Below are 27,000 nucleotides of genomic sequence, written 5' to 3'. Positions count from 1 at the left end.
TTGAGCATTTCGGCAAACATACACGAAGACCTTATACAAGGATGCCTGAGGAACGACGAGCGAGCCCGGCGGAAGCTGTATCAACAGTATGCGCCCGGCATGTATAACGTTTGCAAACGGATGGTCAATGACGAAGACGACGCCAAAGACGTACTTCAGGAAGTGTTTATCAGCGCGTTTTCCAATATAGGCAATTACCGTGGCGACGCTACCTTCGGGGCGTGGATAAAGCGGATTGCCGTAAACAAGTCGATAAATTTCCTGAATCGCAAGAGAGCCGAGCTAGTCCCTTTGGGCGACAGCGATCCGGCCGATCAGTCTGCTTATGACGAAGACGGCGACAAGTGGAGCGTGGAAACGGTCCGGTCCGCTTTGCGGAAATTGCCTGACGGATTCAGGGTCGTGGTGTCGCTGTACCTTTTCGAAGGATATGACCATCAGGAAATAGGCGAAATTCTAGGGATATCGCCTTCCACCTCAAAGACGCAGTATATGCGTGGTAAAAAGAAACTGCTAAACCTGTTGCAGGATGAAATACCCCAATGATGAAACCGACAAGCTGAAGCGATTCGTCTCCGACAACCGGGACGGCTTCGAGGAAGAGTTTCCTGAGATGGACGCTCTTTGGGAAAAAATTGACGGACAATTGCCGGGCCCGCGGCTGGAAGTGCACAGAAACACTTCCCGTAACGGAGCGCTTTGGTTCTGGAAAGTCGCTTCGGTGGCGCTGGCCTTGGCATGTGGATGGTTGCTTTACCAACAGGCTTCTTCCGGCCGGAAGGATAAGCCCGTTCTAGTGGCCGAAACCGAGGACAAGGGAATCAGTGAGATGGAGAACTATTACGTTTCGCAGATCAACCAAAAGAAAGGAGCCATGCTGGTGCTTTTCGAAGACAGTGAACTCAGCGAGGAGGAAATAGAAAGGGAACTCCAAGTGCTCGATTCCGCATACAATGTCCTGAAACGTGACTGGCAAGACTCTAAAGACGAACGCCTACAGTCCGCGATGGTAAGAAACCTGAAGCTCCGTCTGGAGGTCCTGAACAGGCAAATCCGTTTGATGTCCAAGAATCCAAAAACGAAGAAAGATGAAGAAGTCTCTTATATATAAACCACTGTTCTCCCTGTTCTTTATAGCGTTGGCTTCGCAGGTAGCTTTTGCGCAAGAAAAGACCAAGAGCATCCAAAAGGAGTATGAGCTGGACAAAGACGCCGATGTTTACATATCGAACAAATACGGCAAGGTGCAGATCGATACCTGGAGCCAGAACAAGGCTATATTGAATGTCGAGATCAAAGCGGAGGGAAGAAATGAGTCCAGAACCCGAGAAATGCTGGAACGGATCAAGATTGACATCGATAACGATACCCCGGGTAGCTTGTCGGTTGTCACGCAGATAAATTCGATGAGCTCCAGAGGCAAAGAACATTTTGCGATCAATTACTATCTGAAAATTCCCAAAACGGTTTCCCTTCGGTTGAAAAACAGTTTCGGACCTACTTCGCTTGATAATTTTGACGGACCGCTTGAGGCTGACCTAAGGTATTGTGATTCGTTCAGGGCCCAAAACCTCACGGGAAAATCGGAGATTGAGCTACAATTCTCAAAAGCCCGGATAGAGTCAATGGCCAAAGGAAGGCTGGAACCGAAATATACCGAGACAAGGCTTGCCAAAGCTAGAGACATTGAGCTGGACAGCAGATTTTCCGAAGTGAAAATAGGGGAAGTGGAAAGTCTGGACCTTGATATCCAGTACGGGGAGTTGGATGTCGATAAGGCCGAAAGGGTTAGCGGAAAGTTCAGTTTTACGCCTGTTCAGATCAAAAACCTAAAGGAATACGCCAAGTTGTCTGGACGCTACGGCGGTGATTTCGAGATCAAATACGTGGCTCCGGATTTTGAGAGCGTAACGGTCGAGACGCAGTTTACTGACGTGGAGGTTGGGATTGACAAGCGGGCCAAAGCCGAAGTGGAAGCGGATCTCAGTTTTGCGGATTTTGATTACCCTAATGAGAGTTGGGTAGATTTTCACTATAGGGAAAAAGGAAATACATCATCAAAGTACAGAGGAAAAATCGGTGGAGGAGGAACTTCCAAGGTTAAATTCAAAAGCTCTTACGGCGACGTGGAGCTGGAAGAAGCCGAACTTGATGATTGAGAGTTTTAAGAAAATAAAAAGCGAAAGCCTTCGGAAACACATCCGAAGGCTTTCGCTTTTTATGGAGGGTTTTTTCTTAATCCAGTCCGTAGGTTACTTTCTCTTTGACAGAATCGAGAAGGCGCCCGTCTTCGCATTGAAGGACTCGTGCCGGGTGTCTTTTGATAATATGATGGTCGTGGGTGGCCATCAATACCGCCGTTCCTTTATTGTTGATGTCTTTGAACACTTCGTAAATCTCTTCCGAAAAATACGGATCGAGGTTTCCCGTGGGTTCGTCGGCTATTAGGATATTCGGGAAATTGATCAGCGCCCGGGCTATTCCCACGCGTTGTTGCTCGCCGCCGGAAAGTTGGTGAGGCATTTTTTGTCCCGAATTGGGTAGGCCTACATTCATAAGGACTTCGGCGACGCGTCCTTTCATTTTGCTTTTGTCGGACCAGCCGGTAGCTTTCATCACGAAAATCAGGTTTTCGGCGACGGACCTGTCTTCGAACAGCTGAAAATCCTGAAATACGATCCCGAGCTTTCTTCTAAGCCTCGGCACTTCCTTGCGTTTTAGGTTCGAAAGGTCATATCCGACGGCGTTTAGCGTTCCGCCATGCGGAGGGAGCTCGGCGTAAAGCGTACGCAACAAAGTTGACTTTCCGCTTCCCGTTCGCCCGATCAGGTATACGAATTCGCCTTTGTCGATGCTGAAAGTGACGTTCTCAAGGATTGTCTGGCCGGATTGGCCTACGGACGCTCCGGAGATGTCAAGTACGGGATCGTTGGAAAAAGTCATAGCTCTAGTTTTTGCAATTTTCCGAAGGGAAGCGTTTCGATTAATCTCTCCAAGGCCTCCTCTTTGCCTTCCAAACCGTATTTTTCCGGTTTCTTAAGCGGTCTGTCCGCTCTGAAATAAGCGACCAGCACAAAGTTTTCGTCACGCAACTGTATGTAATCCGGGATTTTGGCCTTCCCTTTCACCTTGATGATGTACATGAGTGATGATTCTGATTGCACCTTTTCCATTGTTGCGCAATATCTGAAATAAGCCAAAGAAAACACAAGGGCGCTAAAAGAAAAGGTCCCGGAAAGCGTTTCCGGGACCTTTAGATAGGCTTCGCTCGGTTTTACGAGTTAACCCGTTGGTGGTCCGCCAAGAAAGCCGCGAGGCCTTTGTCCGTAAGCGGATGGTTAAGGAGGGCTTCGATAGGCTTGAGTGGTGCCGTGATTACGTCGGCGCCCACTTCGGCACATTCCAGGATATGTTTTGGCGAACGCAATGACGCAGCCAATACCTCCGTAGAGAATCCGTAGTTACCGAAAATCCCCACAATCTGCTCGATAAGCCCGAGGCCTTCGGTTCCGATGTCGTCAAGACGGCCAACGAACGGAGAAACGTAAGTTGCGCCGGCTTTGGCGGCCAACAGTGCCTGCCCCGCCGAGAAAATCAGCGTACAGTTAGTGCGGATTCCCTTGTCAGAGAAATATCGGATGGCTTTGAGGCCTTCTTTTATAATCGGAACTTTAACGACAATCTTTGAGTCGAGAGCGGCGAGGGCTTCGCCTTCCTTTATGATTCCTTCGAAATCTGTGGCGATTACTTCGGCGCTTACGTCGCCGTCTACGATTTCACAGATCGCCTTATAATGATTCAGGACGTTTTCCTCTCCGCTTATTCCTTCCCGGGCCATAAGAGACGGATTGGTAGTCACGCCGTCAAGAATGCCCAATGCGTGCGCTTCCTTGATTTCTTCAAGGTTAGCCGTGTCAATGAAAAACTTCATGTTCGTAATTGTTTAGTGCCCATAGCGATCACAGGGCTTTAGCTGGAAAGATTCCGGCAAGAAACTGTATTCTTCTTCGAAGATATAAAAATTGGGAGAAAGTTAGCCCGAAGGGTATAAAAAAAGCGATTCAGGATCTCATCGCTACAACCTCTTACCCTTGCTGCTGTCAAGCCCTGGGGGAATTCAGAGGGAGCAATAGCCCCAAATCGCAATGCAAATATAGGTGATTTTCCGCTTGTAACAAGCCCTGAGGGCCGATTTCGCTTAAAATTTATTTTTCGGAAGTCGGCTGGAAAGATCTTTACGTTTATTACCCCAACAGTGTCAGGGGATTATCCGAAATCTTTTTCCCTTTTGGAATGAAGAAGTTTTTTCGATGAAATGGTTTTTCGAAGAGATTTATTTGGCGGTAGCCAACTGAATAGCTTCTCCGATACCGTTTTTGAAAGGCTTCAGCATTTTTACTATCGACTTTTCTTTCGGTTTTCCGTCCTCATGGTTAAATGTGGTTTCTATCAATTCGGAACCTACGCAACCTTCCATTTTCCATTTCCAAGGCTTGGACCCGCTCCACATCGTGGGAATTGCCCTGTCTGTCGTGTTCGGGTATAATAAAAGGTTAATGCCGGGCGCTTCCATAAGCACTAATAATCCCTGCGGGCCAAAGTCTGTTTTTGTTAATTTCATCGCTCTTCGTCCTAAATTTGGGGCTCCCAGAATCGTGAAAGCCAGATTTCGAACGACAATTTAGCGTGTAATATTGTGCGAGGTTTTACAAGTTAAATGTGTGAAAAACTGATTTGCAGCAGTTTTTTGACTGTGACCGAATTTTGTGTGTGATTTTTCACTTAACCAGATGAAGCTCTATCCACGTTCCAGTGAGAGAAAGTGTCGAATTGAGCTTAGGAATGAGCGTTTATATGGTTAATGATACCGGCTTCGTCTTCAGGGTGGAACCAAGTCATTTCCTCGTCTCGTTTAAACCATGACAATTGCCGTTTTGCGTAACGTCTCGTATTACGCTTTACTAGCCTGATTGCCTCTTCCATATCGTATTCCCCGTCTAAGTATCCGAAAATCTCCTTATACCCGACAGTTTTCAGAGCCGTAAGTTCTTTCCACTGCGTTAGCCGTTTTACTTCGTCCATAAGTCCGGCTTCCAGCATCAGGTCTACCCGTAGGTTTATTCTTTCGTAAAGCTCTTCCCGGTCACGTTCTAGGCCTATTCTGACGATGTCGAAATCACGTGGTTTTGTTCCGCTGTGCCATTCGGCGAGCCCTTTTCCGGTTACTTCCAGCACTTCCATCGCCCGCAAGACTCTTCTTGGGTTTAATGTGTCCACTAGTTCGTAAGTTGCGGGATCGGCCTCTGCCAATTCTTGCGCTATTTTAGTTACGCCTTCCTCGTCTATTCGTCGAGTCCAGCGGTCCCTGATTTCCGTTGGGATTGGCGGAAAAGCGTCCATCCCGTCACAGACAGCCTGTATATAAAGCCCTGAACCTCCTGTAAGTATAACGGAGTCGTGGGTTTCGAAGAGCTTTCCGATAACTTCTAGCGCATCGACCTCATAGCTTCCGGCGCTGTAAGGTTCCTTTACCGATCTGCAATTGACGAAATGGTGTTTTACGCCATCCATTTCCTCTACGGTCGGCTTGGCGGTTCCGATGGCCATTTCCTTGAAAAATTGGCGGGAATCGGCGCTTACGACTTCGGTCCCGAGTTTTTTTGCCAGATTAACACAAAGGGCGGTTTTGCCGACGGCCGTTGGGCCTTCGATAACGATAAGTTTATTTTTTTCCAAGTTCATTTCTAAGTGCGGTAACACGGGGCTTTTTTATGGAATTCCTCGTTTTGCTCACCGTAAGGTCGAATTCCTGAAGAACTACCGGTGTATTTATTAAGTATAATGCCTATTTTGTTCGTTCGAAAGGCCCGTTTTTTTTAAGTCCAGAAAATAAGACATTATTTTTTGAATTGACGTATGGAGTCGTAAAAGTGTTCGTTTGATTTGAAAGCAACATTAGGCATGAAGTACCCGGAATCAGTAATCAGGCAGGAATTGGTAGAGGAGAACAGTGAGATTAGGAAGATGTTGGGGCGCGAGCTTCTGAGCGAAAGCCACAGAGAGGGTGGCGGGCCTTGCGTGGTGCTCGATGAGTCGGGTCTACCTTTGGCGTATTCCCAGTCTTCGGTGGAAATTTTCGGCGAACACAGGCTCGGTTCTGACAGTTTTTTTGCGGAGCTTTTGACCGATAGACCCGAAAACGCCAGATCTTGGAGGGAGAGTCGCAGAATCGAACGGTCGGATAGCGGCTTTATGAGAGTGGACATGCTAGTGGTGTCGCATAAACTGGCGGGCGAGGCTCTTTTTGTAGTAAAAGTCCGTTCTTTCTCAGAGTCTGGAAAAGGAGATGATGATAAATCTACCGGACTATTCCGGGCATTTGGTGCGGGTAAGGAGTTTCATTCGGTGTCCACTCTCTGGACTTCCGAATATGGATTGGAAAAGGGAGAAGGCACTTTGTCCAAATGGTTTGGTTTGATTCATCCTGATGATTTTGAGGAAGTGAAAAGAGGCGTTGGAAAAGTGGCGGCCAGAATGGAAAACGCTTCTCTGACTTATAGAATAAAGAACCTAAGAGGCGAGTACCGTTGGTTAGAGGAAACGATTAAAATTCCGCGTGATACGGAAGGCGAACTGTTGTGTTTTGCCGAAGACGTAACTGACCTGAAAGAGCTAGAGGAAAAACGTAATTTTCACCAGTCGGAAATTCGCGCGGCGAAAAAGATTGAGACATCACTGGATAATGCCCGCTTTTGGGCTCTGTCTATCGATAATCAGGGCAGAGTGAATTATGCCAACCAGGCGTTTCTGACCGGTGTCGGTTATGAATTTGACGAAATAGACGACCAGGACCTTTTCGATTTGTTCCTGCCATTTGCCGTCAGGCAAAAGACTCGGGAAGAGTTCGATGCACTGGTCAGTCATGGCGAAGATATCGAAAGGGACCGTGTTACGGTATTGGTTCTTACCAAATCCGGTGGGGCCAGGGCGTGCCATTTTAATCTTATCCTATATTTTGACGAAAGCGGAAAAGTTTCGGGCATTACCCTTTTGGGCGAAGATATCACGGAGGAAAGGAGAAAAGAAAAAGAGCCGAATAGGAATTTTGAAGATAGGGCTGAGGACTTTACTGTTGTCCTGAGAAAAGATTTGACTTTCAAGTTTATTCAGAACGATTGGGCTTCGAAGCTAGGCTTGGATACGGAAAATTCAAGAAGCCAGTCGTTTGTGGACTTGTTGGCTCCGTTTAGCCGGCAACATTTCATGGATTCCCTCGAAAGGCTGGACGCAAAGAGGAAGCCCGTTAGGCTGGAGGTCACTTTATTGACTAAAGGAGGGAAAGAGATTAGTTTGCTGGGAAGTTTGAAAGGCGACTTCCGTAATGGGAACCTTTACGAGATCAGCGCCTCATTCCATGACATCAGCAATCGCCTAAAAGCCGAAAGCGCCCTCAAGCTATATTATTATATAGCGAGAATAGTCTCGGACAGTAACGATACAGTAACTCTTTTTAAAAATATCCATGAGGAACTGAGAAAGATTCTTCCGGCTCAGCGATTATATGTGAGGCTGGATGACGAACTTTTTGGTGGAGAGACTTCCCATTTCTGTTCGGATTCGGATAATCCGTGTGAGGCGGAATCGGCGGAAAGGAGACATTACTCGTTTGAGTTGCTTGAAAATGTAATAGAGAGAAACAGCTCGAAATTGCTTTATGAGAATGACATTAAGGAATTCTCGCAGGAGTATGACCTTCAGGCTGAAGGGGAGTTTCCGGCTTCATGGCTTGGAGTGCCGTTGAGGTTGAAAAACAGGGTGATTGGAGCGATCGCTGTTGTGAATTTCGATAAAAAGGAAGTCTTCAGTATTCGTGACTTGGATCTTCTGAAGTTTATTTCGGGGCAGTTGGCCGTAGCTGTTGACAAGAAATACAAGGAAGATGCTTTCAAAGCCCAAGCGGCTAGACAGCGCGCTATTTTCGACAGCGGGACACACCATATTTGGTCCATAGATCAAGAATGGAGGTTTACGTCTTTTAATAAGGCCTTCGAGACTGATATTTCCGAATACATGGCCAAGGGCCTAGGCGCGGCTGGGCATGTGCTGATTTCAGAATCGTTGCCGGGAGGAACTTATGTGGAGCCCAAACAAAGCGCGAAGTTCTGGCGGGAAAAGTACGGTAGGGTTTTCGAAACGGGCGGTCCGGTTGATTTTGAGATTATGATCCAAAACCGGATTGAGAATACCGAATGTTGGCGTAAAGTGTTCCTCAATCCTATTTTCCTTCCGGGAGATAAATCCGTGAATGAGATTTCGGGTTTTGCCTATGATATCACGGAAGGGAAGAAAACGGAATTGGAGCTGATCCAAAGCGAACTTAAGTTTCGGGATATATTCGAATCCTTTCAAGACCTTTACTTCAGGTGCCTGCCAAATGGCAAGCTGACAATGCTAAGCCCTTCCGTAAAAGAGGTTACGGGACTTAATTCGGAGCAGATATTAAATAATAAAAAGAATAATATAAATGATTATTATAAGTATACTCCGAAAACAAAACAGCTTTTCAAAAGGTTGTTGAAGTCGCAGTCAGTTCGGGATTTTGAAGCGTCCTTGATTAAGGAGAACGGGGATCTTCTGAGGTGTATTTGTAATGTCAGGCTGATTCGCAGAGGGAAACACGTAGAGATAGAAGGTGTGGCCCGGGATATAACTCCTATAGTAGAAGCGAATAAACAATTGAAGGCGGCAAAAGACGTAGCGGAGAATTCACTGAAAGTGAAGGAAAGTTTCTTGGCTAATATGAGTCATGAGATCAGAACACCTATGAACGGTATTATAGGTATGATTGATCTTATTGCCGACACTAAGCTTGACGAGGAGCAAAAAGGATATGTGAAGACTATTAAGAAGTCGTCAGAGACACTGCTTAATATTCTGAATGATATATTGGACCTTTCGAAAATTGAGGCCGGAAAGATGCAACTTTACAAAACTCCGGTGAGGCTGACGGATTTGATGGAGAAGTTTGTGTCCTTATACCATCACCAAGCGAAGGAAAAAGGCGTGAGGTTAGGCTTTATGTTGGAGGAGGGATTGCCTGCGGTGTTGTCGCTTGATGAGACCAGAATGTTACAGGTATTATCAAACCTTACCTCCAATGCCATAAAGTTTACGGAAGCGGGCGGTTCGATTGATATCAACCTAAGGAAAGAGGAAGACCTTGTGCGCCCTGGGCAAATAAGGGTTTATGCGGAAGTTGTGGACACGGGTATAGGTATCTCTAAAGAGAATCTGGAGAAAATTTTCAGTAGCTTTACCCAAGCGGATATCTCGACCAGCAAATCATTTGGAGGCGTTGGGCTTGGTTTGGCTATCTCAAAAGAGCTTTGCGGACTGATGGGAGGACGTATCGGCGTAGCTTCCGAGGAAGGGCAAGGCAGTACTTTCTGGTTTACCGTTACTACGGAAGAGTGTTTGCCCGAAGTGGGTTCGGAATTGAACAAACCGAAGAATGACTCAGTGGATATCAGTAATTATCTGGAAGGAAAAGCGCCTAAGATTATGCTTGTTGATGACAACATGATCAATCGGACTGTATCTGGTGAAATTCTAAGAAAGGCAGGTTGTCGGGTAGAGCTTGTTGACAGTGGGCAGAAGGCTATCGAGATGGCTTTGGAACATGAGTTTGATGTAATATTCATGGATATCCAAATGCCTGGAATGGACGGTATTGAAGCTACTCAGAAACTGCGAAACTTATGCCCTGAGCAGTTACCTCCAATAATAGCCATGACGGCCTATGCCATGAGAGAGGACCGTGATCGGTTTTTAAGCGAAGGTTTTGACGATTATGTGCCTAAACCAGTGAGAGCCAAAGATCTTTTGGACAAAGTGAACCATATAGTAGGCCAACAAGTTGAGGCCGTTGAGCCGGAAGTTGAGGAATCCGAAGCGGAACCAATAATCAATACTGCGGTCACCGATCAACTCCGCAAGTACGCTGATTCGTCAATTATCAATGACGTATATGGAGATTTTGATATTGAGGCGGCAGAACTAATTAACGGATGCAAACTTTCGCTTGAAACGGAAGGTCGTGAAATTATTTTAAGTAACTTGCACACGTTAAAGGGGAACGCAGGTACGTTGGGGATTGATCGTGTCACTCGTTGGGCTCGGGATATTGAGGCAAATCTCAAAGCTGGGAACGACACAAACCTTAAATGTGATTTGGATCATTTGTGGGACGCTTATCTGGAGTTCAAGAAAAATTATCTACGGATCATTAACCCTTAAGCAATTATGGCTGGGAAAAGAGTTCTTATTGCAGAGGATAGTTCGGTTATTCAGAATCTAACCAAGAAAATCCTTGTAATCCAAGATTACAAAATCACGTCAGTGAAAAACGGCAAACAAGTGATGGCCGCGCTGGCAAAACAACCTTTTGATGTTATCTTGATGGATATCAATATGCCGATTATGGACGGCATGGAGTGTGCTAGGCAAATCCGGTCTTCTGAAGATCCAGATGTAGCGAACATTCCGATTATTGCCATCACCGGTAACGCAAGAAATTATACGATGGAAGATTTCAAGTCCGTTGGTATTAACGAGTATATGCAGAAGCCTTTGGATTTCGATCAATTGGTGGAACTCGTAAAACAATATACCGAGAACTAATTCGGATGAAAATCGAAGGTGTTAAAAAAGGCTTACCCAATAGGGTAGGCCTTTTTTGTATTCGAATACCTGCGAAAGGTCAATTATCGGAAGGTTAGGGCTCCGATTTTTTCATAATCATGGCCAAGGCGAAAGTGAGAATTATGCCTAGTATTATTTGCCTTATGAAAACGGCGGTAGCGATACTTGAACCGTCAGCGCTTCGAAGGTCGGAGAGATATTCGTTATAATACTCTTCTCCGCGGTTTTTGATTGTTTCCTCTTTTGAGCTTTCCCAGTTTTCAATTTGGTGATCCAGCAGTGTCTGGACAGTTTCTGGTTTGGTAGCGCTTAGAGCAAAAACACCTGCGCCGGAAAGTGCGCTACAAGTCATATAGACGATAAAACCGATAGACGCGCCTTGCCAAAACTTCAGGAACCCGCGGTTCAGACTTTTTTTAAAGTCTCGGATTGCCGAGAAAATGAAAATGGCCAGTATCAAAATAAAAGGGATCTCCGATTCACTAATCGGGTTTTCCAAAAATAAAGACATCCCGAAAAGAAGCGCTATGCAGATAGCGCCTCCAACCAAACCGTATTTTATAGCTGTTTTTACCATAGAAAAGGAGTCTTATTTGGCTATGTAGATTTGATTGTTGTTAAAGGTGGCTAAGACTTTTCCCTCCAGTTCTAATCCGAAAAACGGAGAGTTTTCCGACTTCGATCTGTTAGTTTTTTCGTCAAATGTCCATTTAGTCTCAGGAGAAAAAAGTGTAAGACACGCTGTTTCTCCTTCGGCAATCTTTGGAGACTCAATTCCCAAAATGCTTCTTGGTCCTACCGTAACTTTTTCAAGGAAAACATCCTGTGGAATTCCGCGCTGGGCAGTAGAGAAAACAGTTTGGAGACCGATAATTCCTGGATCCGCCAAGTCGAATTCTAAACGTTTGCATTCGATGTCATGAGGTTCGTGAGAAGAAACGATCGCATCGATAGTGCCGTCTAGCAAGCCGTCGATTAAGGCCAGCCTATCTTCTTCTGAACGGAACGGAGGCGAAACCTTAAGGTTGGTGTCAAAACCGGCCAAGTCTTCATCCGTAAAACAGAGTTGGTGGGCGGCTACATCGCAAGTTACTTGCAGGCCTTCGGCCTTGGCTTCTCTTATAGCCTCAACTGTACCTTTTGCCGAGATTTTCGCAAAGTGGATTTTCCCACCCGCATATCTGAGCAAGTTCAGGTCACGCTGAACCATCAGTGTTTCAGCCAAAGATGGAATGCCTTTGGTGCCCATCAGCGTACTTTGGTGGCCTTCGTGCATTAGGCCAAAAAGGCTGAGGTAATAATCTTCTGGACGATTGATCAAAAGACCATTGATCGGCTGGAGGTACTGTAAAGTTTTGAGGAGAATATCGCTGTTGTGAATCGGCGTTTCCCCTTCCGTAAACGCTTTGGCACCCGCATGGTGTAGGTCAACCATGTCAGTGAAACTGTCGCCCTTAAGTCCAAGTGTGACGGCCGAAGCAGGGTGAATTTGTACGAGGTTGTCGTGGTTGGTCGCTACGAGATATCGGATTTCGTTTTTTGTGGCGATAACCGGATCCGTTTCCGGCATCAGCAAAACGTCCGTGAAACCGCCGGCTTGGGCGGCAAGCCGTCCGGATTGGAGGTCTTCTTTGTACTCCAGACCCGGATCGCGGAAGTTGCTTCGCATATCAAACCATCCCGTAGAGAGGAAGGAGCCTTCGCCTTCTATGATTTTGTCCGCTTTTGGCGTCTCATCGGTAATGGCGGTTATGCGACCGTGTTCGATGAGTACGTTTTTGGTTTTTCCGTTGTGTCCAGAGTTTTTGTCTGCAATCGTTGTCCGTGTGATTAATACGCTCATGGCCGAAGTTTTCCGGATCTATCTGAAAAATCTAAGAATTAATACTTCCGTGAGCAAGAACATCAGGGTGAGCAACAAAGCGTACCTCCATAAGGCTTGGCCTTGGAATCTTTCGGAGAGTTCGTTGCGAAAGCCCTGTCCGTCCTGGCTTTCGAATATGATTACGCCTGGCACGTTGGCCAAGGCTTTTTTAAGGTCGTTGTTGTCCCAGCATTCGGTGAATGATTCGGCTTTGGCCTGATTGATAGCCAAAAGGTCCGACGGGGTTGTTTTGTCCGTTATTACCTCGTAGAATCCCGGGCTCATCGCGAATTTCGGTAAGCCGAGGATCAGGCTCTGCCCCGAGACTTGCCCTGACGGAATAAGCTCGGTTTTGCCTTGGCGAAGTCTTACGGGATTGTTCGGCTTGAGGCCTTCTGCTGAGATTTCGGCGGTGCCTTCGTCTAGGGTGTAGGCGAGGCGCCGCGAGGTTCCCGGGCGGTAATGTGTCGCTAACTTGTACATCACGGGTACAAACAAAGCGTGGTTGTGCAGGTCCGTAAAAGCGTTATCCAAAGGCGAAGCTAGGATTAGCAAGTTAGATCGTCTCGGCGATTCGAATAGAAATGGCCTTCCGTCTCGGAACGACAGCTTGCTGTGGGCCTTCCGGCCTGTGGCGATAACCCGCATGGCGGAGGGCATATTTACCCGCTCTTTGTTTTTCTCGAACACGTTGGCGTAAAACGGGTCCTGTTGGTCCACTTGTGCCAGTTTTCTTTTTACGGAATCTTGCGTAAGCGTAAGGCTGGCGCCCCGGGTTATGCTTCCATAAGTTGTCAAATCTGGTTTTTGGGCGGGAATAAGCAACGCGTAACCGTTGCCGTCCAGATAATCGTTTAGGGCGAAGGCCAGTGTTTCGTCTATTTTTTCCAGACCGTTGAGGATTACCAGATCCGTTCTTTTCAGTCTGTCATAATCAAGGTTGTTGGCGGGGGAAGTGGCGAAATCAAATACTTCGTTGTCACTGTAAACATCCGCTACGTCAGAAGATATATTGTCGCCCCTGATTTCTAAAATCCTTACAGGATCGGCCTTTTTTAGGGTGAAAAAATAATCGTTGTCGTAAGTGACCGGAAAATCCTCAAGACTGATTTTTCCCTTGTTTATTTTTTCCAATCCATCCGGAAGGTCAAACTCGATTTCTTTGTTTTCGCCGGCGGCGATGTCTGCGGAAGTGTTAGCGATCCGCCTTCCGTTTACACTGAGTTTGATGGCGACTCCATAGCGATCTTTCTCGCCGGTATTCCCCAATCGGGCGATCAGTTTATTTTTTTCGTGCCCCATCAAGAACGGAGTCCCGAGCCGAACGCTGTCGATGTAGATGTTCGGGCTTTTGTCAGAGGCTACGGGGATCAGACTTATTTTGAGGGCGGAATCGGCTGTGACCGCTGACGGATCGCCGAGCGTGGATTTTTGGAAGTCCGAAACCCAGAAAAATTGCGAAGCTTTATTGCCTGTTTTCAATCTTCCCATCACCGACCCAAAATCGCGGGTGGCGGCGCTGTATTTGATTTCGGTAAGCGCTTCGAGGGTTTCTTCCGAAGACCTGTAGAAGTTTGAGGACGGCCCGAATTCGTTTGTCAATAGCCGGAATCTGGTCCCTTTCGGGAATGTTCCGATCAAATCCACGGCTCTGCCCACGGCTTCGTCAAGAACCGTTTGCCCTTCGGCGGTTTTATTTGATGCGCTTAAGGAGTTGTCAAGATAGATGTTGACGTAATTCTCTGTAAGCTGTCCGTTTTTCGGAGGTAAATACGGCTGGGCAAAAGCGAAAACGAGGCAGGCCACGGCGAGCATCCGGGACGCTAGAACCAGCCAATGTTTGAGTCTGTGTCGGGTCTTTCGCTGTTTTTCAACCTGATGCAGGAAAGCGGTATTGGAAAAATAAACCCGTTTCACTTTTCTGAAATTGAAAAGGTGAATGATCAAGGGAACGGCCAACAGGGCCAAACCGTAGATGAACTGGGGATAAAGAAATTGCATCGGTCACAAAACTAGTTAAAGATCGGGAACTATAGAAGGGTTTCCGGCGGATTTCGCCGTTATCGCCTGTTTGGATTTACGGTGCAATAGGTGCTCCAAATTTTCGCTTTAGAGCACTCTTCTCCCTTGTTTGAAGATTTTCAGGTAATACTTTGTGTGCAACTTGCTTTCGATTACGCCCAGGCTGGTGGACGCGTGAATGAAATAAACGTCGCCTTTGCCCCGTACTCTCGACACGATTCCGACATGCGCTACTTTCCTTTTGCGTTTTACGCTTCCGAAAAAAACCAGATCGCCGGGTTTAAGATCGTTCAGTTTTACTTTTTCCCCGATTTTGATTTGGTCTTTGGTGCTTCTGGGCAAGTGGATATTCGTTGATTTGAACGAGTTCATTGTCAAAGCGGAACAGTCTAAGCCCGCTCTGCTGGTTCCTCCCCACTTGTAAGGCGTTCCCCTGTAGCTTCTGGCCGCGCTGATTACGGTATTTACCCGCTTCTGCCGAATATTGGCGCGTTTGCGTCCGCCACACCCGGTGGAACCCAAGGCGAGTACGAAGATTAGAAAAATTATGAATGGTTGGAGTCGTAAGTTTTTCTGTTCCATAAAAGTCCGGTTAGAAGGAAAAGGGCCATGAAGCGGAGTGTCCGTCTAACAATATAATGACGGAACCCTTCCGTTTCAAACGTCAAGCTGACATTGGCGGTTATCCTTTGTTGAAAAATTTGCGGAATAACCCGCTGAAGTCGTCGGAAAGCTTAAAACCCAATACTCCGGCTACGATCGCTAGCGTAATCCAAGTTCCGCGCAAAAGGAATGTGATCCAGAAATTGGAAAAGCTGATATTCAGCGCTATAAATGCGGTTAGAGCGAGTAAGCCGAGAGTTATTCCAGTCTTTAAGGTGAATGGTTGCGTTCCGATTTTTTTCCAAACGATCAGGAATCTAGACAAATTGTAGATAGCGACAGACAAAAACGTAGCGAAAGCGGCGCCGTTAATTCCGTAGGCAGGGATGAAAATATAATTCAAGGCGATCATCAGAACAGCGAAAGCGATCGTGATCCAATGGTTGAGTTTGTAGTATTTTGAATAGAGCAGGATTTCGTTATTCACACCAAAAGCCATATCAATCAGTCTGGCTCCGCCAATAAACAGGATAACGTAAAGGCCTTGTACGTATTCGTCGCCTTTAGGCATTAAGTGGAAAATAAAATCCGTATTGCAGGCGATCCCCAAGAATAACCAACCGCCTACGATTAGCTGATTGATAGCGGTTTTCTTGTAAAGCGACTCCACCTGTTTTATATCGTTTTCTTTTATCGCTTTGGAAATAATAGGAAGACTGATTTGCGACAGTGCCTTGCGCGGAACCTCGATAACCGAACCAATATAGAATGCTATGGAATAAACGCCCAAATCCTCAAATCCCGTAAGTTTTGGAATCATTAGCGTGTCGGTATTTGCGATAATTAACCCGCCGGCGCTACCGATAAAGACGAAGGAATTGTAAGTGAAAATCTCTTTTCGGCGTTCGGGTGTGAGGAAGGCTTTGAAGTTGGTAAGGTGGAAGGGATTGAGTTTGGCTCCGTAGAATAGTAGAATAATGACGAAAAGGCCCCAAAACAGAGTTAACCCTATCGCCATTTCTTGAAAATCGATGATTTGGTAGGCCAGCAATGGCAGGAGGAACAGAATTGCGAACCTTGGAGCCAGATCACGCAGTACGCTTGGCACCACAATTCTGTGAGCGCTACGGCATAAAGCCTCACCGAGAGAACGGTAGATGCAGATTAATGTCAGTGGAACCAAAAGTATGAGATAAGGGGCCATCTCTGGCGTATCGCCTATCATAAAGTTGTCCAGCGGTTTCCTAAAGAGAAAAAATAGCGATGCGCCTGCTACAAACAGCGGAAGTGGATAAAGAAATACGAAACTCAGGAACCTGTTTCGGTCATTATTGTTTTTGGAATAAATAGGGTAGAAGTGATCGATGGAACTTGATGCGCCGAATTGCAGAAAGCCGGCGATCAACAATGGAACATTGAAGACGTAGCGATATATCCCGATTTCGGATTTGCTCAGATATTCGGGAAAAAACCAAATATTGATGACGGCTCCCAGAGCTACGGCCGCGTAATTTACGATAGAGGATTTGAGGCTTTGCCTTAAAACGATGCCCATTACGAGTTGAAAGCGTCTTTTGAAGATGGATAAGAAGGCGGAAATTAAGTTTTTTAGAATGATTTCTCGTAGTTTTCCATTGTTTTTTGCCCGATGGACAACTCGCCGGGCGCTTACTCCCAAACCATCGCGCTGAACTATAGCCAAATGGAAAAAATCGGAATAGTGATACAGGCCCGTTCGGGTTCTACCAGATTGCCGGGGAAAATGCTCAAGCCGTTTTTTCAGGGCAAAAATATTCTGGAAATCCTGATCGAAAGGTTGAAATCGAACAGCTTTGGCATCCCCGTAACCGTGGCTACCAGCGAACTGCCGGGCGATGACCAAATCGCCTCGGTGGCGGAAAGTTCGGGAGCGAAGGTGTTTCGCGGAAGCGAATCGGATGTTATGTCCCGCTTTGTTCAGGTTGCGAACGGTCAAGGGCTTGAGACCGTAGTCCGGGTTTGCGCTGATAATCCGTTTCTGGATCTGGCTTTGTTCGAGCGTTTGGTTTCGGATTTTAAGGAAAGTCCGTCCGATTACAGAAGCTATCGTGTTGGTGAAAAGCCCGCAATCTTGACGCATTACGGTTTCTTCTGCGAAATAGTGAGCGCCGGGGCTCTGGAAAAAGCGTCGAAGCTTACGGAAGAAAAGCTTTATAGGGAGCATGTAACGAATTTCATTTACGGGAATCCCGGGATCTTCCATTGCGAATGGACGCCGGCGCCCGAGCGGATTGTGAAAAGCGAAAACGTCCGGCTGACTATCGATACGGCGGGCGACTTCGCCACGGCGCAAATGGTTTTCGGAGAATTGGCAAAACGGAACCTGGATTGCTCTTATGAAAATGTGCTCGATATTCTGGAAGAATTTCCGGAATTGGAAAAAGGCATGAAACGAGAAATCGACAAGAATTCAAAATGATGGAATCGACATATCTGATAGGCGAAATCGGGCAGAACCACAACGGTTCCGTCGATATTGCGAAGCTGATTATGGACGTGGTGTCGCGTCCGGTGGAAGACAAGCTCTTTGGCGAAAAACTTCGGGGAATGGACGCCGTGAAGCTGACTAAGCGTGATTTGAAAGAAGAGCTTTCCGTCTCGCAAATGAATCGTCCGTATGATTCGCCGCATTCTTTCGGCAAGACTTACGGCGAACATCGCGAAGTGTTGGAACTGAACGACGAGCAACATTTCGAGCTTTACTCATACGCCAAATCCAAAGGATTGGAGTTTGTGGAAACGCTTTGCGCCGTCGGTTGCCTGAGTATGCTGAAGCTTTTCACTCCGGACCGGCTGAAAGTCGCTTCTCGCGATTTGACCAATTTGCCTTTGCTCGAAGCTATGGCCGAAACCGGAATTCCGATGATTATCTCTACCGGAATGGCGGGAAAGCGCGAGCTTGACGAAGCTTTGGAAATGATCGGAAAGCACCACAATAATGTCTCGATTTTACATTGCGTTTCTGAATATCCGACCCGATACGAAAACGTAAATCTGAATACGATTAAATATTTGCAGAAGAATTATTCGGACTACGTTATTGGATATTCCGACCACACTATCGGTATCGCTACGCCTTTGGCCGCTGTCGCGATGGGTAGTAGAGTGATTGAAAAACATATTACGCTCGATCGCCAGATGAAAGGTACCGACCAAGCCGGATCTTTGGGCGTGGACGGTGTAGCACGTATGGTTCGCGATATCCGGAACTTGGAGCGCTCGATGGGAGTGGAGGAAATTGTAGTTCCCGACAGTGTGATCGCCGCAAGGCATAAACTGGAACGCTCGGTGGCCACTTCCCGTCCGATGAAAGCCGGCGAGAGTGTGACTGAAGCCGATATCCACTTGCTCAGCCCGGGAGACGGCGTGAAGTGGTCGGATCGGAGTCTTTTGATAGGAAGAAAACTGAACCGTGATATTCCGCAAGACGAAATCATCTATCCCGCCGACGTGGATTAACCCTAACAATTTCTCCCAATAATTTTTAGAAACACAATTATCCGATACCGAAATGGCTTTACCCAAATTGGTTCTCACTGACATCGACGGCGTTTGGACCGACGGTGGCATGTACTACGACCGCACGGGCAACGAGTGGAAAAAGTTTAATACTTCCGATAGTGCGGGAGTACTTTTTTGCCGTCTTCTGAATATTCCCGTGGGAATCATCACCGGAGAAAATACCGAGATTGTCCAGCGCCGGGCCGATAAGCTGAAAGTGGATTATCTGGAAATGGGAGCCAAGAATAAAGTGGCAATAGTGGAAGCGATTATCCGCAAACAGGGATGTATTTGGGAAGAGGTAGCGTATATCGGCGATGATTTGAACGATATGCTTCTGATGGATAAAGTGGGCGTTGCGGCGTCGCCGGCCAACGCTCCGGAATACGTGAAAGCGAAAGCCGATTTTGTTATGGAAAAAGCGGGAGGAGAGGGCGCCTTTCGCGAATTTGTGGAGACGATTCTAAAGAGGGAAGGCCAGCTTGATAAGGCGATTTCCCTTTATTTTGAGCAACAGCAACAATTTCATCAATGAGTATAAATACTTGGGCGGAAAAGCAGGAGGCGAAACTCATACGGTTGAATCCGGCGGAGAGCTTGGGCGACGCCGTAATGAAGCGGATATATTTGACCATGAAATATTGGAAACACTATTTCCAATATATCAGACCGAATAAACAGGAAATGGACGCCCTGAAGGCTTTGAGAGGAAGCAAAAAAGGAAAGTCCGCATTTATTTTGGCGGGCGGGCCGTCGCTAAAGAAGCTCGATTACGAAAAAGTGGCCCGTTATCAGCGGGAGGAAGGTTTTGAGATTTTCGGTATCAACAGTTTTATTTCCAAGATAAAACAGGTTTACGACTTGCGTTTGGATTATGCCGTATTCAGCGATCCAAGACATTTCGGGTTGTTGCTTGACGAAACTACGGAAAAACGCCGGGCCGAAATCAAGGAAGACATAAAGGCGGTGATTGATGACGAAGTGGCGCTGTTCGCTCCGATGCGCTTCAAGGGTTTGGGCAAATACCGGACGGTTTACCATTTTCCTGATTTTTGCGATATCCGGACCGATAACGTGGAGGACATTACCAAACCGCTGGGCTATTACTCTTTGAGTACGTTCAAGGCGCTGAGCATCGCCCTGTATTGCGGTTACGATACAATTTACCTTTGCGGATTGGACAACGATTATTTCAAAACCGTAAGCGTAAACGAGAACAACGAAGCTTTTTTCGAGGACAATCATTTTTATGACGATATAACCGTTACTCGTCGTTTGGCAGACAATCCGATTTATAAGCGGATGGGGCAGTTTCTGTTCAATTGCTCGCTTACGTTTGAGTTTTTGGAGAAATTTTCGCCGTATAATATCGTCAACCTTGACAAAGAAGGCTTGGTGTCCAATTTCACCAAAAAGCATAATCTTGACATTTACCGAAAAGACTGACGGATGAGAATTACGTTCCTGAATACGTTTGCGGAATCCGGTGGCGCGGCGATTGCCGGAAATCGGTTGTATGATGCCCTGGCTACCCGGGATCATCATTTGTCCGGTTTGGTGCAGTTTTCGGAAAAGACGGCCAGGCCCTACAAGTCTTCGGGTTTGGGGATGTTCCGATTAGGGCTGGAAAAGCTTTTTTTTCTTCCTTATGAAAAAGATAAATCCGTTCGCTATAAATTCTCGACGGCTACTGTAGGTTCCCGAATCTGGGATCGTCTGGAAGTTCGTGAGGCGGACGTGCTTCATTTACATTGGATAAATCAGGGTTTTGTCTCTTTGCAGGGATTGCAGTATTTGGCCCGTTTGGGTAAACCGATTATCTGGACGATGCATGATATGTGGCCTTTTACGGGCGGATGTCATCATAGTCAGGAGTGCCTTAACTATCAGCAGGCTTGCGGGAATTGCAAATACCTCAAGAAGCCTGCGCCGGAGGATTTGTCACATCAGATTTGGAAAAAGAAGAAAGAGGTTTACGATAGCGGCAATTTCCATTTTGTGGGTGTAAGCCAATGGATTACCGACCTGGCGTCTGAATCCTCGTTGCTTTCGGAACGTAGCTTGACAAATATTCCCAACGCGATCGATACCGAACTTTTCGCTCCGGCGGGGGACAAGGCTTCGGCGAAAAGATTGTTTGGACTTGCTCCCGAAAAAGTTGTGTTGGCCTTTAGCGCATTTAATCTTGACGATCCCCGTAAGGGATTTTCGATTTTGAAAGACGCTTTGGGCAAATTGCTGTCAGAGAATCCTGAGTTGATTGATAAATTGACATTGCTCGTTTGTGGCAAGACCGAGTCTGAAGAGAAGCTGTTTGCGGATATCATATGCGAGGTAAGCTATAAAGGTTTGCTGAGGGGCGAGGACAAAATGCGGGAGTTCTACCAAGCGTCGGATTTGTACGTGACGCCATCGTTGGACGAGAATTTCGGTTGTACGATAATGGAAGCGCTTTCTTGCGGGTTGCCAGTGGTTGCTTTTCCCACGGGAGGAACGCCCGAGTTGGTGAAAAACGGCCGGAATGGGGCTTTGGCGGAATATGGAAACGCAACTGATTTGGCGTTACGTCTGAAGGAACTGTTAACCGATAAATCTAAAACTGAAGCTTTGGCGTCGAACGCGCGTGCGGGTATTGTGAGTAGTTATTCATACCCGGTTATCGCAAATAAATACGAAGAACTCTACGCGAAAGCCTTGGGGAGATAATCATCCAAATACAAACGTTAAAAAACAAAAGGCTCCGAAATATGAAGTTCGGAGCCTTTTGTTTTTACCGAAAGTCCATTTTTTCATTTTTCCGTTTTACTGGCGAACCTACCCAAATTAAAAACCTTCATATTGTTGAATACAAAAACACTGGTGTCAGCGGGTTTTTTGCTGGATATGGCAATTACCCTTCCCGAGCATAAAGAGTCCGTTAGCGTAATCTGGGTAGCGAGTTTTACTGGCAAACTCTCCTCCGCATCGAAACCGGTGTAAAGGTAGCCCCGCATATTTTGGCCTATTGATAGGTTTGGTTCAAATGAGACTATGGTGACAGGCGAAAGCTCGTTTACAAGTTTCTCACCTATAGGGACAAAGAGAATGTTTCCGTTTTCGGTGGAGAGAACCATGCCGTGATTGCGCATTGTGCCGGCAGTGTAAATAGCCATTGCGCCGGATTTGATTCTTAGGTTCACGTTCTCTTGTTTGTCAATAGTCACCGGGCTAAAAGCGAGTTTGTTTACCGAGACCCTATGGTTGGTTTTTGGAAGTGATTTTTTCTTTTCTTTTGATGAACAGGAATAAAGTCCAGCAACAAAAAGGGCGAGAATGAGTATGCGTATATTCATAAGTATGATGTTGTGTTAAATCGAGAAAACGTATTGTGAAAACCAATCGTCGGGAAAGATGTTTTACACATGTCTCGCAAAATTGTTGCTAAAGTTAGAGTTTATAGGCTAACCAATAGTTCGGGTAGCCGTATATAGGGCTTGTTGCCACGAAGCTGGCGCATACTGATAACCCTACAAACTCTATACACACCAATAACTATGAACACAATGGAAGGAATGAAAAACCCGCTTTACGTGATAGCCAAAATGGGGCTTGGGCTGATTTTCTTAATCCCGGGAATATTCAAGTTGATACAACCTGCGGCATTTTTGGAATATCTGACCATGAGTCCTGTTCAGATCCCTTTCGGCCATCTTATGTTTTATCCGGTCACGGTCTTCGAGATTCTGGCTGGGCTGTTGCTCGTGTTGCCGGGTTCGGTGCTGTTTGCGTGGCGCCGGTACGCTTATTTGGCGCTTTCCGGTATATTGGTGGTCGCTTTGGCTACGGTTGTGATTCCTGACGCCTCGAATATGTTTGCTGATCAGATAGAAATGGCGGAGCTGTACACGGCTGTACATCCGGATAGAGCGGGATTGAACATAGATGTGTTTCCTTCAAAAATCGGCTTGATTAATATCTTGTTTCACGTTTATGGTATAGCGATTCTGTTGGCCCTTTTTGTTTACGAACACAAACTGGCGAAATCCCGGAGATAGCGGTTGAAGGAAAAAGTGGAATCGCTTTATTAGAATATAGAACTGATCTCGACAAGAAAAGCGCTGGAACATGAGTGAATCCAGCGCTTTTTTATTGAAAACAGTTCAGCTTTGGGCGTGAAGTGCGGTTTTGGCTTTGGTAGAATTCTTTCTGAAATATTTTGACACATAAACAAAGTGGACGAAAAATGCGGAGGGCATAAAGAACGTCGGGATGAATACATAAGGAAATGAAGCGAACGCTTTAATGTCGATATGGTATTGGTTTGCCCAAATTGATGGAAAAAAGGTGGTGGAAATAAATGTAAATACCGTAACGGCTAAAATGGCTATACTGGCAAAGTTCCAGGCCAAAGCGAAATTTTCGGGCAAAGCTCTTTTATTGTAAACCAAATATGCGACGACAGGAGCGGTAAGACCAGCCATCACGTCAAGGTTTGTTCCTTCGAAAGTAGTGTTTTTAGGAATGATCCCTTCCAGAAAAGTTGACCAAATAATCAGTTCGACTATGATCCGGAAACTTTGGTAATAGATCAGCCAACTGGCAGGAATGGCTTTTATAAAATTGTCGAACCTTCGGGTAGTGAGAAAGAATGCGGTGAATAAGAATGTTGGCAAAATACCCAGCAGAGGCATCCGGGGCGGTAAATCTCGGCTTTCTATAAATCCGGTGCTTGAGAGCGTGAAGACATAAGCGAACCAGGCAATTAGACCGAAAGTGACTTTCAAAAGTATTGATTTTCGTTTCTGCGGCGGAGTATTCATTCGCTTCAAAGTAAGAGAAGTGCCAACGAAAATCATGGCCAAGATCAAGGCCAATAATGCGAAGTAAGAAATCTGAAGCATGGCTAGTTTTATTTGATTGCGATATGAAGGTCGCTCATGCCAGTGAATCCGGATTATCCGAAATTGCTATTTTCATTTTCCCATATTCCGGAAAGCGTTTGGAGAAATACCCTGACTATGCCGGTTGAAGGATTTGATAAACGAATTGACGGAATCGAAACCGACCAAAGTTGCGACCTCGGCGACAGGAATATCCGAACTGCGAAGCATTTCCGAAGCTTTTTCCATACGAATCGCATTGAGGAATTTTGCCGGAGTCAGTCCGAAATAGTTTTTGAAAAGCCGGAGGAAATGGAATTTCGACAAGCCCGCTTCCATGCTTATTTTGTCAAGGTTTAGCTTTGCGGAATAATTGGAACGGATATAGTCTGTAGCAATAGCCAGCCTTCGATAGACTTCTCGCCTGACATAAGCCTTGGTGGCGGGCAGTTTCTCAATCTTTTTGGCGATATGCCGGTGCGAACTATAAACGGAATCGATTACAGCAGAAAGGGTCTCTGAAAAATTACTTGTTACGGATGTTTGTCCGTCGAAATTTCCGATTAAAAAATCCGATAGTTTGCGCAGATTATCGGGTTTGGGGTAGAGTTGATTATGGAATAAGGGAGCCTGTACATCGTTAGTTTTCTCGTTCAACAGTTCGTCGTCAGAGCTAATTAATGAACGAACATTACCATGCAAAAAGTCGGTATTAATATGAATATTAAACGTTTCCGTGACTGTTGGATTATCGATTTCCAAAGTGATGCGTTGATCCGGATTTACAAGTAAAAATTCGCCGGAACCTATCAAGTGTTTTCGACCTTCCGTCGTACAATGGCTTTCCCCTTTGATATTCATAAAAAGCGAAAGCGGACTGACGATATCTTTACGAAAGATTTCCTTTTTTTGGGCGTGAATTATCACGTTAGGCCAAATGCCGTTGGATCCCGGCTGAAAATCGGGAGACTGCTCATTCCGTAATTTTCGGACAAAGTTTATGTCGGGAAAGTCGTTTAGGATCAATGCGTTCTATTCTTGGTTTAAGGGTTTGAAAGATTATGTATTTTATTGGTTTTTCCAAGTTTAGGATATTTCCGCTTTGTTACCTTGTACAGATACAGACGGTAGAAAGAACTGTCGTTTTCGAATTTTTCTACAAACTGAAGGTTGTTTCTTGCCGAACATTTTATCGGAACAGCGCTGATGATATGTGAACCGCCCATCGCCTTGAATTTTTTGGTATTGAACCTGAAATCCATAAGTGAGTCAGTTACGTTTTTTGAATTGATAGAATTTAGGCCCAATTCGCTGGAATAGGTGTAGCAACGGTTTCCCCAACGGTCAAAATTATCTGAGATTAATTTGTTGCGATCCAATTCTTGCTCGATGATTTCCCTAAAGTCGTTTTTATAGGCCATCGGATAATTAGTCTGGTAAGCGTCCAGAGTATGGAAGCCGTTGTAAAGGGCGCAGGCAGGGTGAATTCCTACATTGACAACTCGGTAGTTGGGAGCTTTTTCACCGATTTTCGTTTTGATCTCTGCAAAAAGATCAGAGGCAAAAAATTGTCGATAGTTGGGTTGGTCGGAAGCTTTTCCCGAGATCGTTTTGTAATTGTTTAGGTAATCTATATCTCCGCCGATCACTATGCTCGCTTGAAGAATAATAAAGACAGGAATCCATTTTTTCCAGCGTTTTGATTTTTCTAAAGAAAATAATGTTAGGGCAAAAAGTATCATCCATAATGTAGGCAACAGGAAGTAAAACCGGTCCCATTGAAAGGCTTTGAGGATTTTGGTTTCTTCTCCAAAATGAAAACGGATGTACGGGAAAGCGAAATATATCCCAACGATGGTTAAAATGACTATCGAAACTGGTAGTGTGGCTTTGTGGCGAGGCCTGATAAATAGAAAAACCAGAACGGCGAGTGGTGCGACAAGGACTGTGTAAAATGAGCCGCTGTGATAATGCGTTTTCGAAAGAAACTGTACGCTTTTAATGATGGAACGGAGAATTTCAGGTTGATAAAATACTTGTGCGTTTCGGTGTGACTCAAAGTCTTTTTGAAATAGATATGATCCGACCAATTCCGCTTCTACGGCAAGATAACAAATGGTTAGGAGGGTAAGCGCAATAAGGAAGTGAGGCTTTGGGGACCTATCTTTAATAAAGAGAAACAACCAAAACGCGCCAAGACCAGCCAATATAAAAACGCCGCTTAACACCAAAGAGGAATAAAGGGTGAAAATGATTATGATCAAGTAGTTCCAAAGAGAAGGCTTTTGGTCTGTAAGGTTTAAGAATGCGAATAATACGAGAGGTTGCCCCGCAACGGTAAGGCCAGAAAAAATCGAATAAAAAGGAATCAGGGCGAAACATACGGCGACGCCGGTGGCAATGGTTTCCGAATAAGGACCATTGTCGAGAAATTTCTTTTTTAGAAGAAAATACATTCCCAAAAAAGCGATAATACGAACGAAAAAATCATTGAGAAGGTATGCGGTGAACGGCTCGAATAATTTGAAAATCCAAACAACAACATTATGGCGTGACATCATGGTGAATGTCGGCAAGCCGTTCATCACCTGATCTATTTTTTCTCCGGGGTTTTGCGAGAGCAAAATCCTGTAAATGATTTCCCCGTCCAGATTATCGTGGATTCTTATATAACTGTTTTCTCCCAAAATCAAATAAGGGAGGTAGTATAGGATAATGGAAGTTAGACCGAAGGTGAATAAACGATTTTCTTTTGAAAAAATAGAGAGGAGCGTACGCATTGGTTGAGGGCCGTTTGTGGTAAAAAAGACTAGAATCGTCGATAAAAAGGATAATCGGCGAAGGCCAGTAAATCTTTGTCTCCGGAGCTGTCGCCATAAGCGAAGAGCGTATAGTTTTCTCTTTCTGGGAAAAACTCCAGTAGACGTCTTACTTTCTCCTTACCTGAACAGTTTTTTGAGGCGAAAAGCCCGCTATGTGTCCCGTTTGATGTCAGTAGCTTCGTTCCGATAACCTCAACGGAGTATTGGCTGGCCCATGGGCGAATCCAATTTTCGGGACTTGCGCTGACTATGACTGGCTCGTGTCCTTTGTCTTGATGCCAAAGCAGTTTGTTGAGTGCTTTTCGTCTTATAATCGAAGGCAAACGGTTGCGGGTGAAGTCTTCGCAAGCCGTTGTAAATACCCGTTCTGACATTCCTTTCGTAAAGTACCCGATCAGTTTTTCTTTGGTCTGGCCATTATTTCGAAGTCCCATTTTCATCCCTATCAAATCCGGAGCACAGTAGGCTAGTCCCGTAAGCACTTTCCTCTTGCCGAAGGCGAAAACCAGAAATTCCCAAAGGGTGTCTTTGTCAGTCAGTGTCAGATCGAAATCGAACGCGGCGATGGTCTTTTTTTCCATAAATTCAG

The 27,000-nt window shown here is 45.8% G+C and carries 26 protein-coding genes and 1 other RNA gene; 11 read left to right on the top strand and 16 right to left on the bottom strand.

Annotated elements, in window-relative coordinates; translation table 11 throughout:
• From AABK39_RS13950 to AABK39_RS13940, 3 genes are read left to right on the top strand one after another with little or no spacing between them, the layout of a single operon-like run.
• Positions 1-546 carry an RNA polymerase sigma factor gene (locus tag AABK39_RS13950; RefSeq protein WP_338391951.1) on the top strand — a complete coding sequence of 182 codons (546 nt, stop codon included), beginning with the start codon at positions 1-3 and terminating at the stop codon, positions 544-546.
• Positions 530-1,111 carry a hypothetical protein gene (locus AABK39_RS13945; protein ID WP_338391950.1) on the top strand — a complete coding sequence of 194 codons (582 nt, stop codon included), beginning with the start codon at positions 530-532 and terminating at the stop codon, positions 1,109-1,111. Before AABK39_RS13950 ends, AABK39_RS13945 begins: the two co-directional genes overlap by 17 nt.
• Complete coding sequence (locus tag AABK39_RS13940) at positions 1,089-2,159, top strand: DUF4097 family beta strand repeat-containing protein (RefSeq protein ID WP_338391949.1); 1,071 nt, start codon at positions 1,089-1,091, stop codon at positions 2,157-2,159. The genes AABK39_RS13945 and AABK39_RS13940 overlap by 23 nt, the downstream gene beginning before the upstream one ends.
• Before the next feature lie 76 nt (positions 2,160-2,235).
• Here the strand turns inward: AABK39_RS13940 and AABK39_RS13935 are convergent, their stop codons facing one another.
• From AABK39_RS13935 to miaA, 6 genes are all read right to left on the bottom strand, one after another.
• On the bottom strand, positions 2,236-2,943 hold the full coding sequence (locus tag AABK39_RS13935) for a cell division ATP-binding protein FtsE (RefSeq protein ID WP_338391948.1): 708 nt from the start codon (positions 2,941-2,943) through the stop codon (positions 2,236-2,238).
• Positions 2,940-3,143, bottom strand: a complete 204-nt coding sequence (locus tag AABK39_RS13930) for a fructose-6-phosphate aldolase (RefSeq protein WP_338394691.1) — start codon at positions 3,141-3,143, stop codon at positions 2,940-2,942. The genes AABK39_RS13935 and AABK39_RS13930 overlap by 4 nt, the downstream gene beginning before the upstream one ends.
• 131 nt (positions 3,144-3,274) lie before the next feature.
• The gene (fsa, locus tag AABK39_RS13925) at positions 3,275-3,931 is read right to left on the bottom strand and encodes a fructose-6-phosphate aldolase (RefSeq protein ID WP_338391947.1); all 657 of its coding nucleotides are present in this window, start codon (positions 3,929-3,931) and stop codon (positions 3,275-3,277) included.
• Positions 3,932-4,050: 119 nt separating this feature from the next.
• Positions 4,051-4,147, bottom strand: an RNA gene (ffs, locus tag AABK39_RS13920) — signal recognition particle sRNA small type.
• Positions 4,148-4,333: 186 nt separating this feature from the next.
• On the bottom strand, positions 4,334-4,621 hold the full coding sequence (locus AABK39_RS13915; RefSeq protein WP_338391946.1) for a hypothetical protein: 288 nt from the start codon (positions 4,619-4,621) through the stop codon (positions 4,334-4,336).
• A 215-nt stretch (positions 4,622-4,836) separates the two neighbouring features.
• On the bottom strand, positions 4,837-5,742 hold the full coding sequence (miaA, locus tag AABK39_RS13910) for a tRNA (adenosine(37)-N6)-dimethylallyltransferase MiaA (RefSeq protein ID WP_338391945.1): 906 nt from the start codon (positions 5,740-5,742) through the stop codon (positions 4,837-4,839).
• Positions 5,743-5,943: 201 nt separating this feature from the next.
• Here miaA and AABK39_RS13905 point away from each other — a divergent pair, with 201 nt between their 5' ends.
• Both AABK39_RS13905 and AABK39_RS13900 read left to right on the top strand, forming a co-directional pair.
• Positions 5,944-10,296, top strand: coding sequence for a PAS domain S-box protein (locus AABK39_RS13905; protein ID WP_338391944.1), 4,353 nt, complete (start codon positions 5,944-5,946; stop codon positions 10,294-10,296).
• Between the two features lie 6 nt (positions 10,297-10,302).
• The gene (locus AABK39_RS13900) at positions 10,303-10,680 is read left to right on the top strand and encodes a response regulator (RefSeq protein WP_338391943.1); all 378 of its coding nucleotides are present in this window, start codon (positions 10,303-10,305) and stop codon (positions 10,678-10,680) included.
• A 94-nt stretch (positions 10,681-10,774) separates the two neighbouring features.
• On the opposite strand, the gene AABK39_RS13895 is transcribed toward AABK39_RS13900, so the two are convergent.
• The 5 genes from AABK39_RS13895 to AABK39_RS13875 form a co-directional block, all read right to left on the bottom strand.
• The gene (locus AABK39_RS13895) at positions 10,775-11,278 is read right to left on the bottom strand and encodes a DUF4199 domain-containing protein (RefSeq protein WP_338391942.1); all 504 of its coding nucleotides are present in this window, start codon (positions 11,276-11,278) and stop codon (positions 10,775-10,777) included.
• 12 nt (positions 11,279-11,290) lie between these two features.
• On the bottom strand, positions 11,291-12,544 hold the full coding sequence (locus AABK39_RS13890) for a dihydroorotase (protein WP_338391941.1): 1,254 nt from the start codon (positions 12,542-12,544) through the stop codon (positions 11,291-11,293).
• 18 nt (positions 12,545-12,562) lie between these two features.
• A complete protein-coding gene (locus tag AABK39_RS13885; protein WP_338391940.1) occupies positions 12,563-14,566 on the bottom strand; it encodes a BatA domain-containing protein in 2,004 nt (667 codons plus the stop codon).
• Positions 14,567-14,674: 108 nt separating this feature from the next.
• The gene (locus AABK39_RS13880; protein WP_338391939.1) at positions 14,675-15,169 is read right to left on the bottom strand and encodes a C40 family peptidase; all 495 of its coding nucleotides are present in this window, start codon (positions 15,167-15,169) and stop codon (positions 14,675-14,677) included.
• A 100-nt stretch (positions 15,170-15,269) separates the two neighbouring features.
• Entirely contained in the window at positions 15,270-16,745 is a 1,476-nt protein-coding gene (locus tag AABK39_RS13875; RefSeq protein WP_338391938.1) for a lipopolysaccharide biosynthesis protein, read from the bottom strand.
• Positions 16,746-16,892: 147 nt separating this feature from the next.
• Here AABK39_RS13875 and AABK39_RS13870 point away from each other — a divergent pair, with 147 nt between their 5' ends.
• The 5 genes from AABK39_RS13870 to AABK39_RS13850 are packed head-to-tail and all read left to right on the top strand — an operon-like array spanning position 16,893 to position 21,436.
• The gene (locus AABK39_RS13870; RefSeq protein ID WP_338391937.1) at positions 16,893-17,648 is read left to right on the top strand and encodes a cytidylyltransferase domain-containing protein; all 756 of its coding nucleotides are present in this window, start codon (positions 16,893-16,895) and stop codon (positions 17,646-17,648) included.
• Positions 17,645-18,688: an N-acetylneuraminate synthase family protein gene (locus tag AABK39_RS13865; protein ID WP_338391936.1), complete on the top strand. Its 1,044-nt coding sequence runs from the start codon at positions 17,645-17,647 to the stop codon at positions 18,686-18,688. The genes AABK39_RS13870 and AABK39_RS13865 overlap by 4 nt, the downstream gene beginning before the upstream one ends.
• A gap of 52 nt (positions 18,689-18,740) precedes the next feature.
• Positions 18,741-19,265: a KdsC family phosphatase gene (locus AABK39_RS13860; protein ID WP_338391935.1), complete on the top strand. Its 525-nt coding sequence runs from the start codon at positions 18,741-18,743 to the stop codon at positions 19,263-19,265.
• Positions 19,262-20,176, top strand: coding sequence for a hypothetical protein (locus AABK39_RS13855; RefSeq protein ID WP_338391934.1), 915 nt, complete (start codon positions 19,262-19,264; stop codon positions 20,174-20,176). Before AABK39_RS13860 ends, AABK39_RS13855 begins: the two co-directional genes overlap by 4 nt.
• 3 nt (positions 20,177-20,179) lie before the next feature.
• A complete protein-coding gene (locus AABK39_RS13850; protein WP_338391933.1) occupies positions 20,180-21,436 on the top strand; it encodes a glycosyltransferase in 1,257 nt (418 codons plus the stop codon).
• Positions 21,437-21,519: 83 nt separating this feature from the next.
• Here AABK39_RS13850 and AABK39_RS13845 read toward each other — a convergent pair whose 3' ends face one another.
• Complete coding sequence (locus AABK39_RS13845; protein WP_338391932.1) at positions 21,520-22,062, bottom strand: hypothetical protein; 543 nt, start codon at positions 22,060-22,062, stop codon at positions 21,520-21,522.
• A gap of 201 nt (positions 22,063-22,263) precedes the next feature.
• On the opposite strand from AABK39_RS13845, the gene AABK39_RS13840 reads away from it, so the two are divergent.
• Positions 22,264-22,764, top strand: coding sequence for a DoxX family protein (locus AABK39_RS13840; RefSeq protein ID WP_338391931.1), 501 nt, complete (start codon positions 22,264-22,266; stop codon positions 22,762-22,764).
• Positions 22,765-22,869: 105 nt separating this feature from the next.
• On the opposite strand, the gene AABK39_RS13835 is transcribed toward AABK39_RS13840, so the two are convergent.
• From AABK39_RS13835 to AABK39_RS13820, 4 genes are all read right to left on the bottom strand, one after another.
• Positions 22,870-23,610 carry a hypothetical protein gene (locus AABK39_RS13835; protein WP_338391930.1) on the bottom strand — a complete coding sequence of 247 codons (741 nt, stop codon included), beginning with the start codon at positions 23,608-23,610 and terminating at the stop codon, positions 22,870-22,872.
• A 72-nt stretch (positions 23,611-23,682) separates the two neighbouring features.
• Entirely contained in the window at positions 23,683-24,615 is a 933-nt protein-coding gene (locus AABK39_RS13830) for an AraC family transcriptional regulator (protein ID WP_338391929.1), read from the bottom strand.
• 17 nt (positions 24,616-24,632) lie between these two features.
• Positions 24,633-26,369, bottom strand: coding sequence for a DUF6044 family protein (locus tag AABK39_RS13825; protein ID WP_338391928.1), 1,737 nt, complete (start codon positions 26,367-26,369; stop codon positions 24,633-24,635).
• Between the two features lie 29 nt (positions 26,370-26,398).
• The gene (locus AABK39_RS13820) at positions 26,399-26,992 is read right to left on the bottom strand and encodes an HAD-IB family hydrolase (protein WP_338391927.1); all 594 of its coding nucleotides are present in this window, start codon (positions 26,990-26,992) and stop codon (positions 26,399-26,401) included.
• Positions 26,993-27,000: the final 8 nt, after the last annotated feature.

Source organism: Fulvitalea axinellae, assembly GCF_036492835.1.
In the GTDB taxonomy this organism is placed as follows: Bacteria; Bacteroidota; Bacteroidia; order Cytophagales; family Cyclobacteriaceae; genus Fulvitalea; species Fulvitalea axinellae.
This window is presented reverse-complemented; position numbering and strand designations above follow the sequence as displayed.

Coding starts and splice junctions, on each gene's coding strand:
- AABK39_RS13945 (WP_338391950.1), top strand. CDS start 530: ATGAAATACCCCAATGATGAAACCGACAAGCTGAAGCGATTCGTCTCC.
- AABK39_RS13940 (WP_338391949.1), top strand. CDS start 1,089: ATGAAGAAGTCTCTTATATATAAACCACTGTTCTCCCTGTTCTTTATA.
- AABK39_RS13935 (WP_338391948.1), bottom strand. CDS start 2,943: ATGACTTTTTCCAACGATCCCGTACTTGACATCTCCGGAGCGTCCGTA.
- AABK39_RS13930 (WP_338394691.1), bottom strand. CDS start 3,143: ATGTACATCATCAAGGTGAAAGGGAAGGCCAAAATCCCGGATTACATA.
- fsa (WP_338391947.1), bottom strand. CDS start 3,931: ATGAAGTTTTTCATTGACACGGCTAACCTTGAAGAAATCAAGGAAGCG.
- AABK39_RS13915 (WP_338391946.1), bottom strand. CDS start 4,621: ATGAAATTAACAAAAACAGACTTTGGCCCGCAGGGATTATTAGTGCTT.
- miaA (WP_338391945.1), bottom strand. CDS start 5,742: ATGAACTTGGAAAAAAATAAACTTATCGTTATCGAAGGCCCAACGGCC.
- AABK39_RS13900 (WP_338391943.1), top strand. CDS start 10,303: ATGGCTGGGAAAAGAGTTCTTATTGCAGAGGATAGTTCGGTTATTCAG.
- AABK39_RS13895 (WP_338391942.1), bottom strand. CDS start 11,278: ATGGTAAAAACAGCTATAAAATACGGTTTGGTTGGAGGCGCTATCTGC.
- AABK39_RS13890 (WP_338391941.1), bottom strand. CDS start 12,544: ATGAGCGTATTAATCACACGGACAACGATTGCAGACAAAAACTCTGGA.
- AABK39_RS13885 (WP_338391940.1), bottom strand. CDS start 14,566: ATGCAATTTCTTTATCCCCAGTTCATCTACGGTTTGGCCCTGTTGGCC.
- AABK39_RS13880 (WP_338391939.1), bottom strand. CDS start 15,169: ATGGAACAGAAAAACTTACGACTCCAACCATTCATAATTTTTCTAATC.
- AABK39_RS13875 (WP_338391938.1), bottom strand. CDS start 16,745: ATGGGCATCGTTTTAAGGCAAAGCCTCAAATCCTCTATCGTAAATTAC.
- AABK39_RS13870 (WP_338391937.1), top strand. CDS start 16,893: ATGGAAAAAATCGGAATAGTGATACAGGCCCGTTCGGGTTCTACCAGA.
- AABK39_RS13865 (WP_338391936.1), top strand. CDS start 17,645: ATGATGGAATCGACATATCTGATAGGCGAAATCGGGCAGAACCACAAC.
- AABK39_RS13860 (WP_338391935.1), top strand. CDS start 18,741: ATGGCTTTACCCAAATTGGTTCTCACTGACATCGACGGCGTTTGGACC.
- AABK39_RS13855 (WP_338391934.1), top strand. CDS start 19,262: ATGAGTATAAATACTTGGGCGGAAAAGCAGGAGGCGAAACTCATACGG.
- AABK39_RS13850 (WP_338391933.1), top strand. CDS start 20,180: ATGAGAATTACGTTCCTGAATACGTTTGCGGAATCCGGTGGCGCGGCG.
- AABK39_RS13845 (WP_338391932.1), bottom strand. CDS start 22,062: ATGAATATACGCATACTCATTCTCGCCCTTTTTGTTGCTGGACTTTAT.
- AABK39_RS13840 (WP_338391931.1), top strand. CDS start 22,264: ATGAACACAATGGAAGGAATGAAAAACCCGCTTTACGTGATAGCCAAA.
- AABK39_RS13835 (WP_338391930.1), bottom strand. CDS start 23,610: ATGCTTCAGATTTCTTACTTCGCATTATTGGCCTTGATCTTGGCCATG.
- AABK39_RS13825 (WP_338391928.1), bottom strand. CDS start 26,369: ATGCGTACGCTCCTCTCTATTTTTTCAAAAGAAAATCGTTTATTCACC.
- AABK39_RS13820 (WP_338391927.1), bottom strand. CDS start 26,992: ATGGAAAAAAAGACCATCGCCGCGTTCGATTTCGATCTGACACTGACT.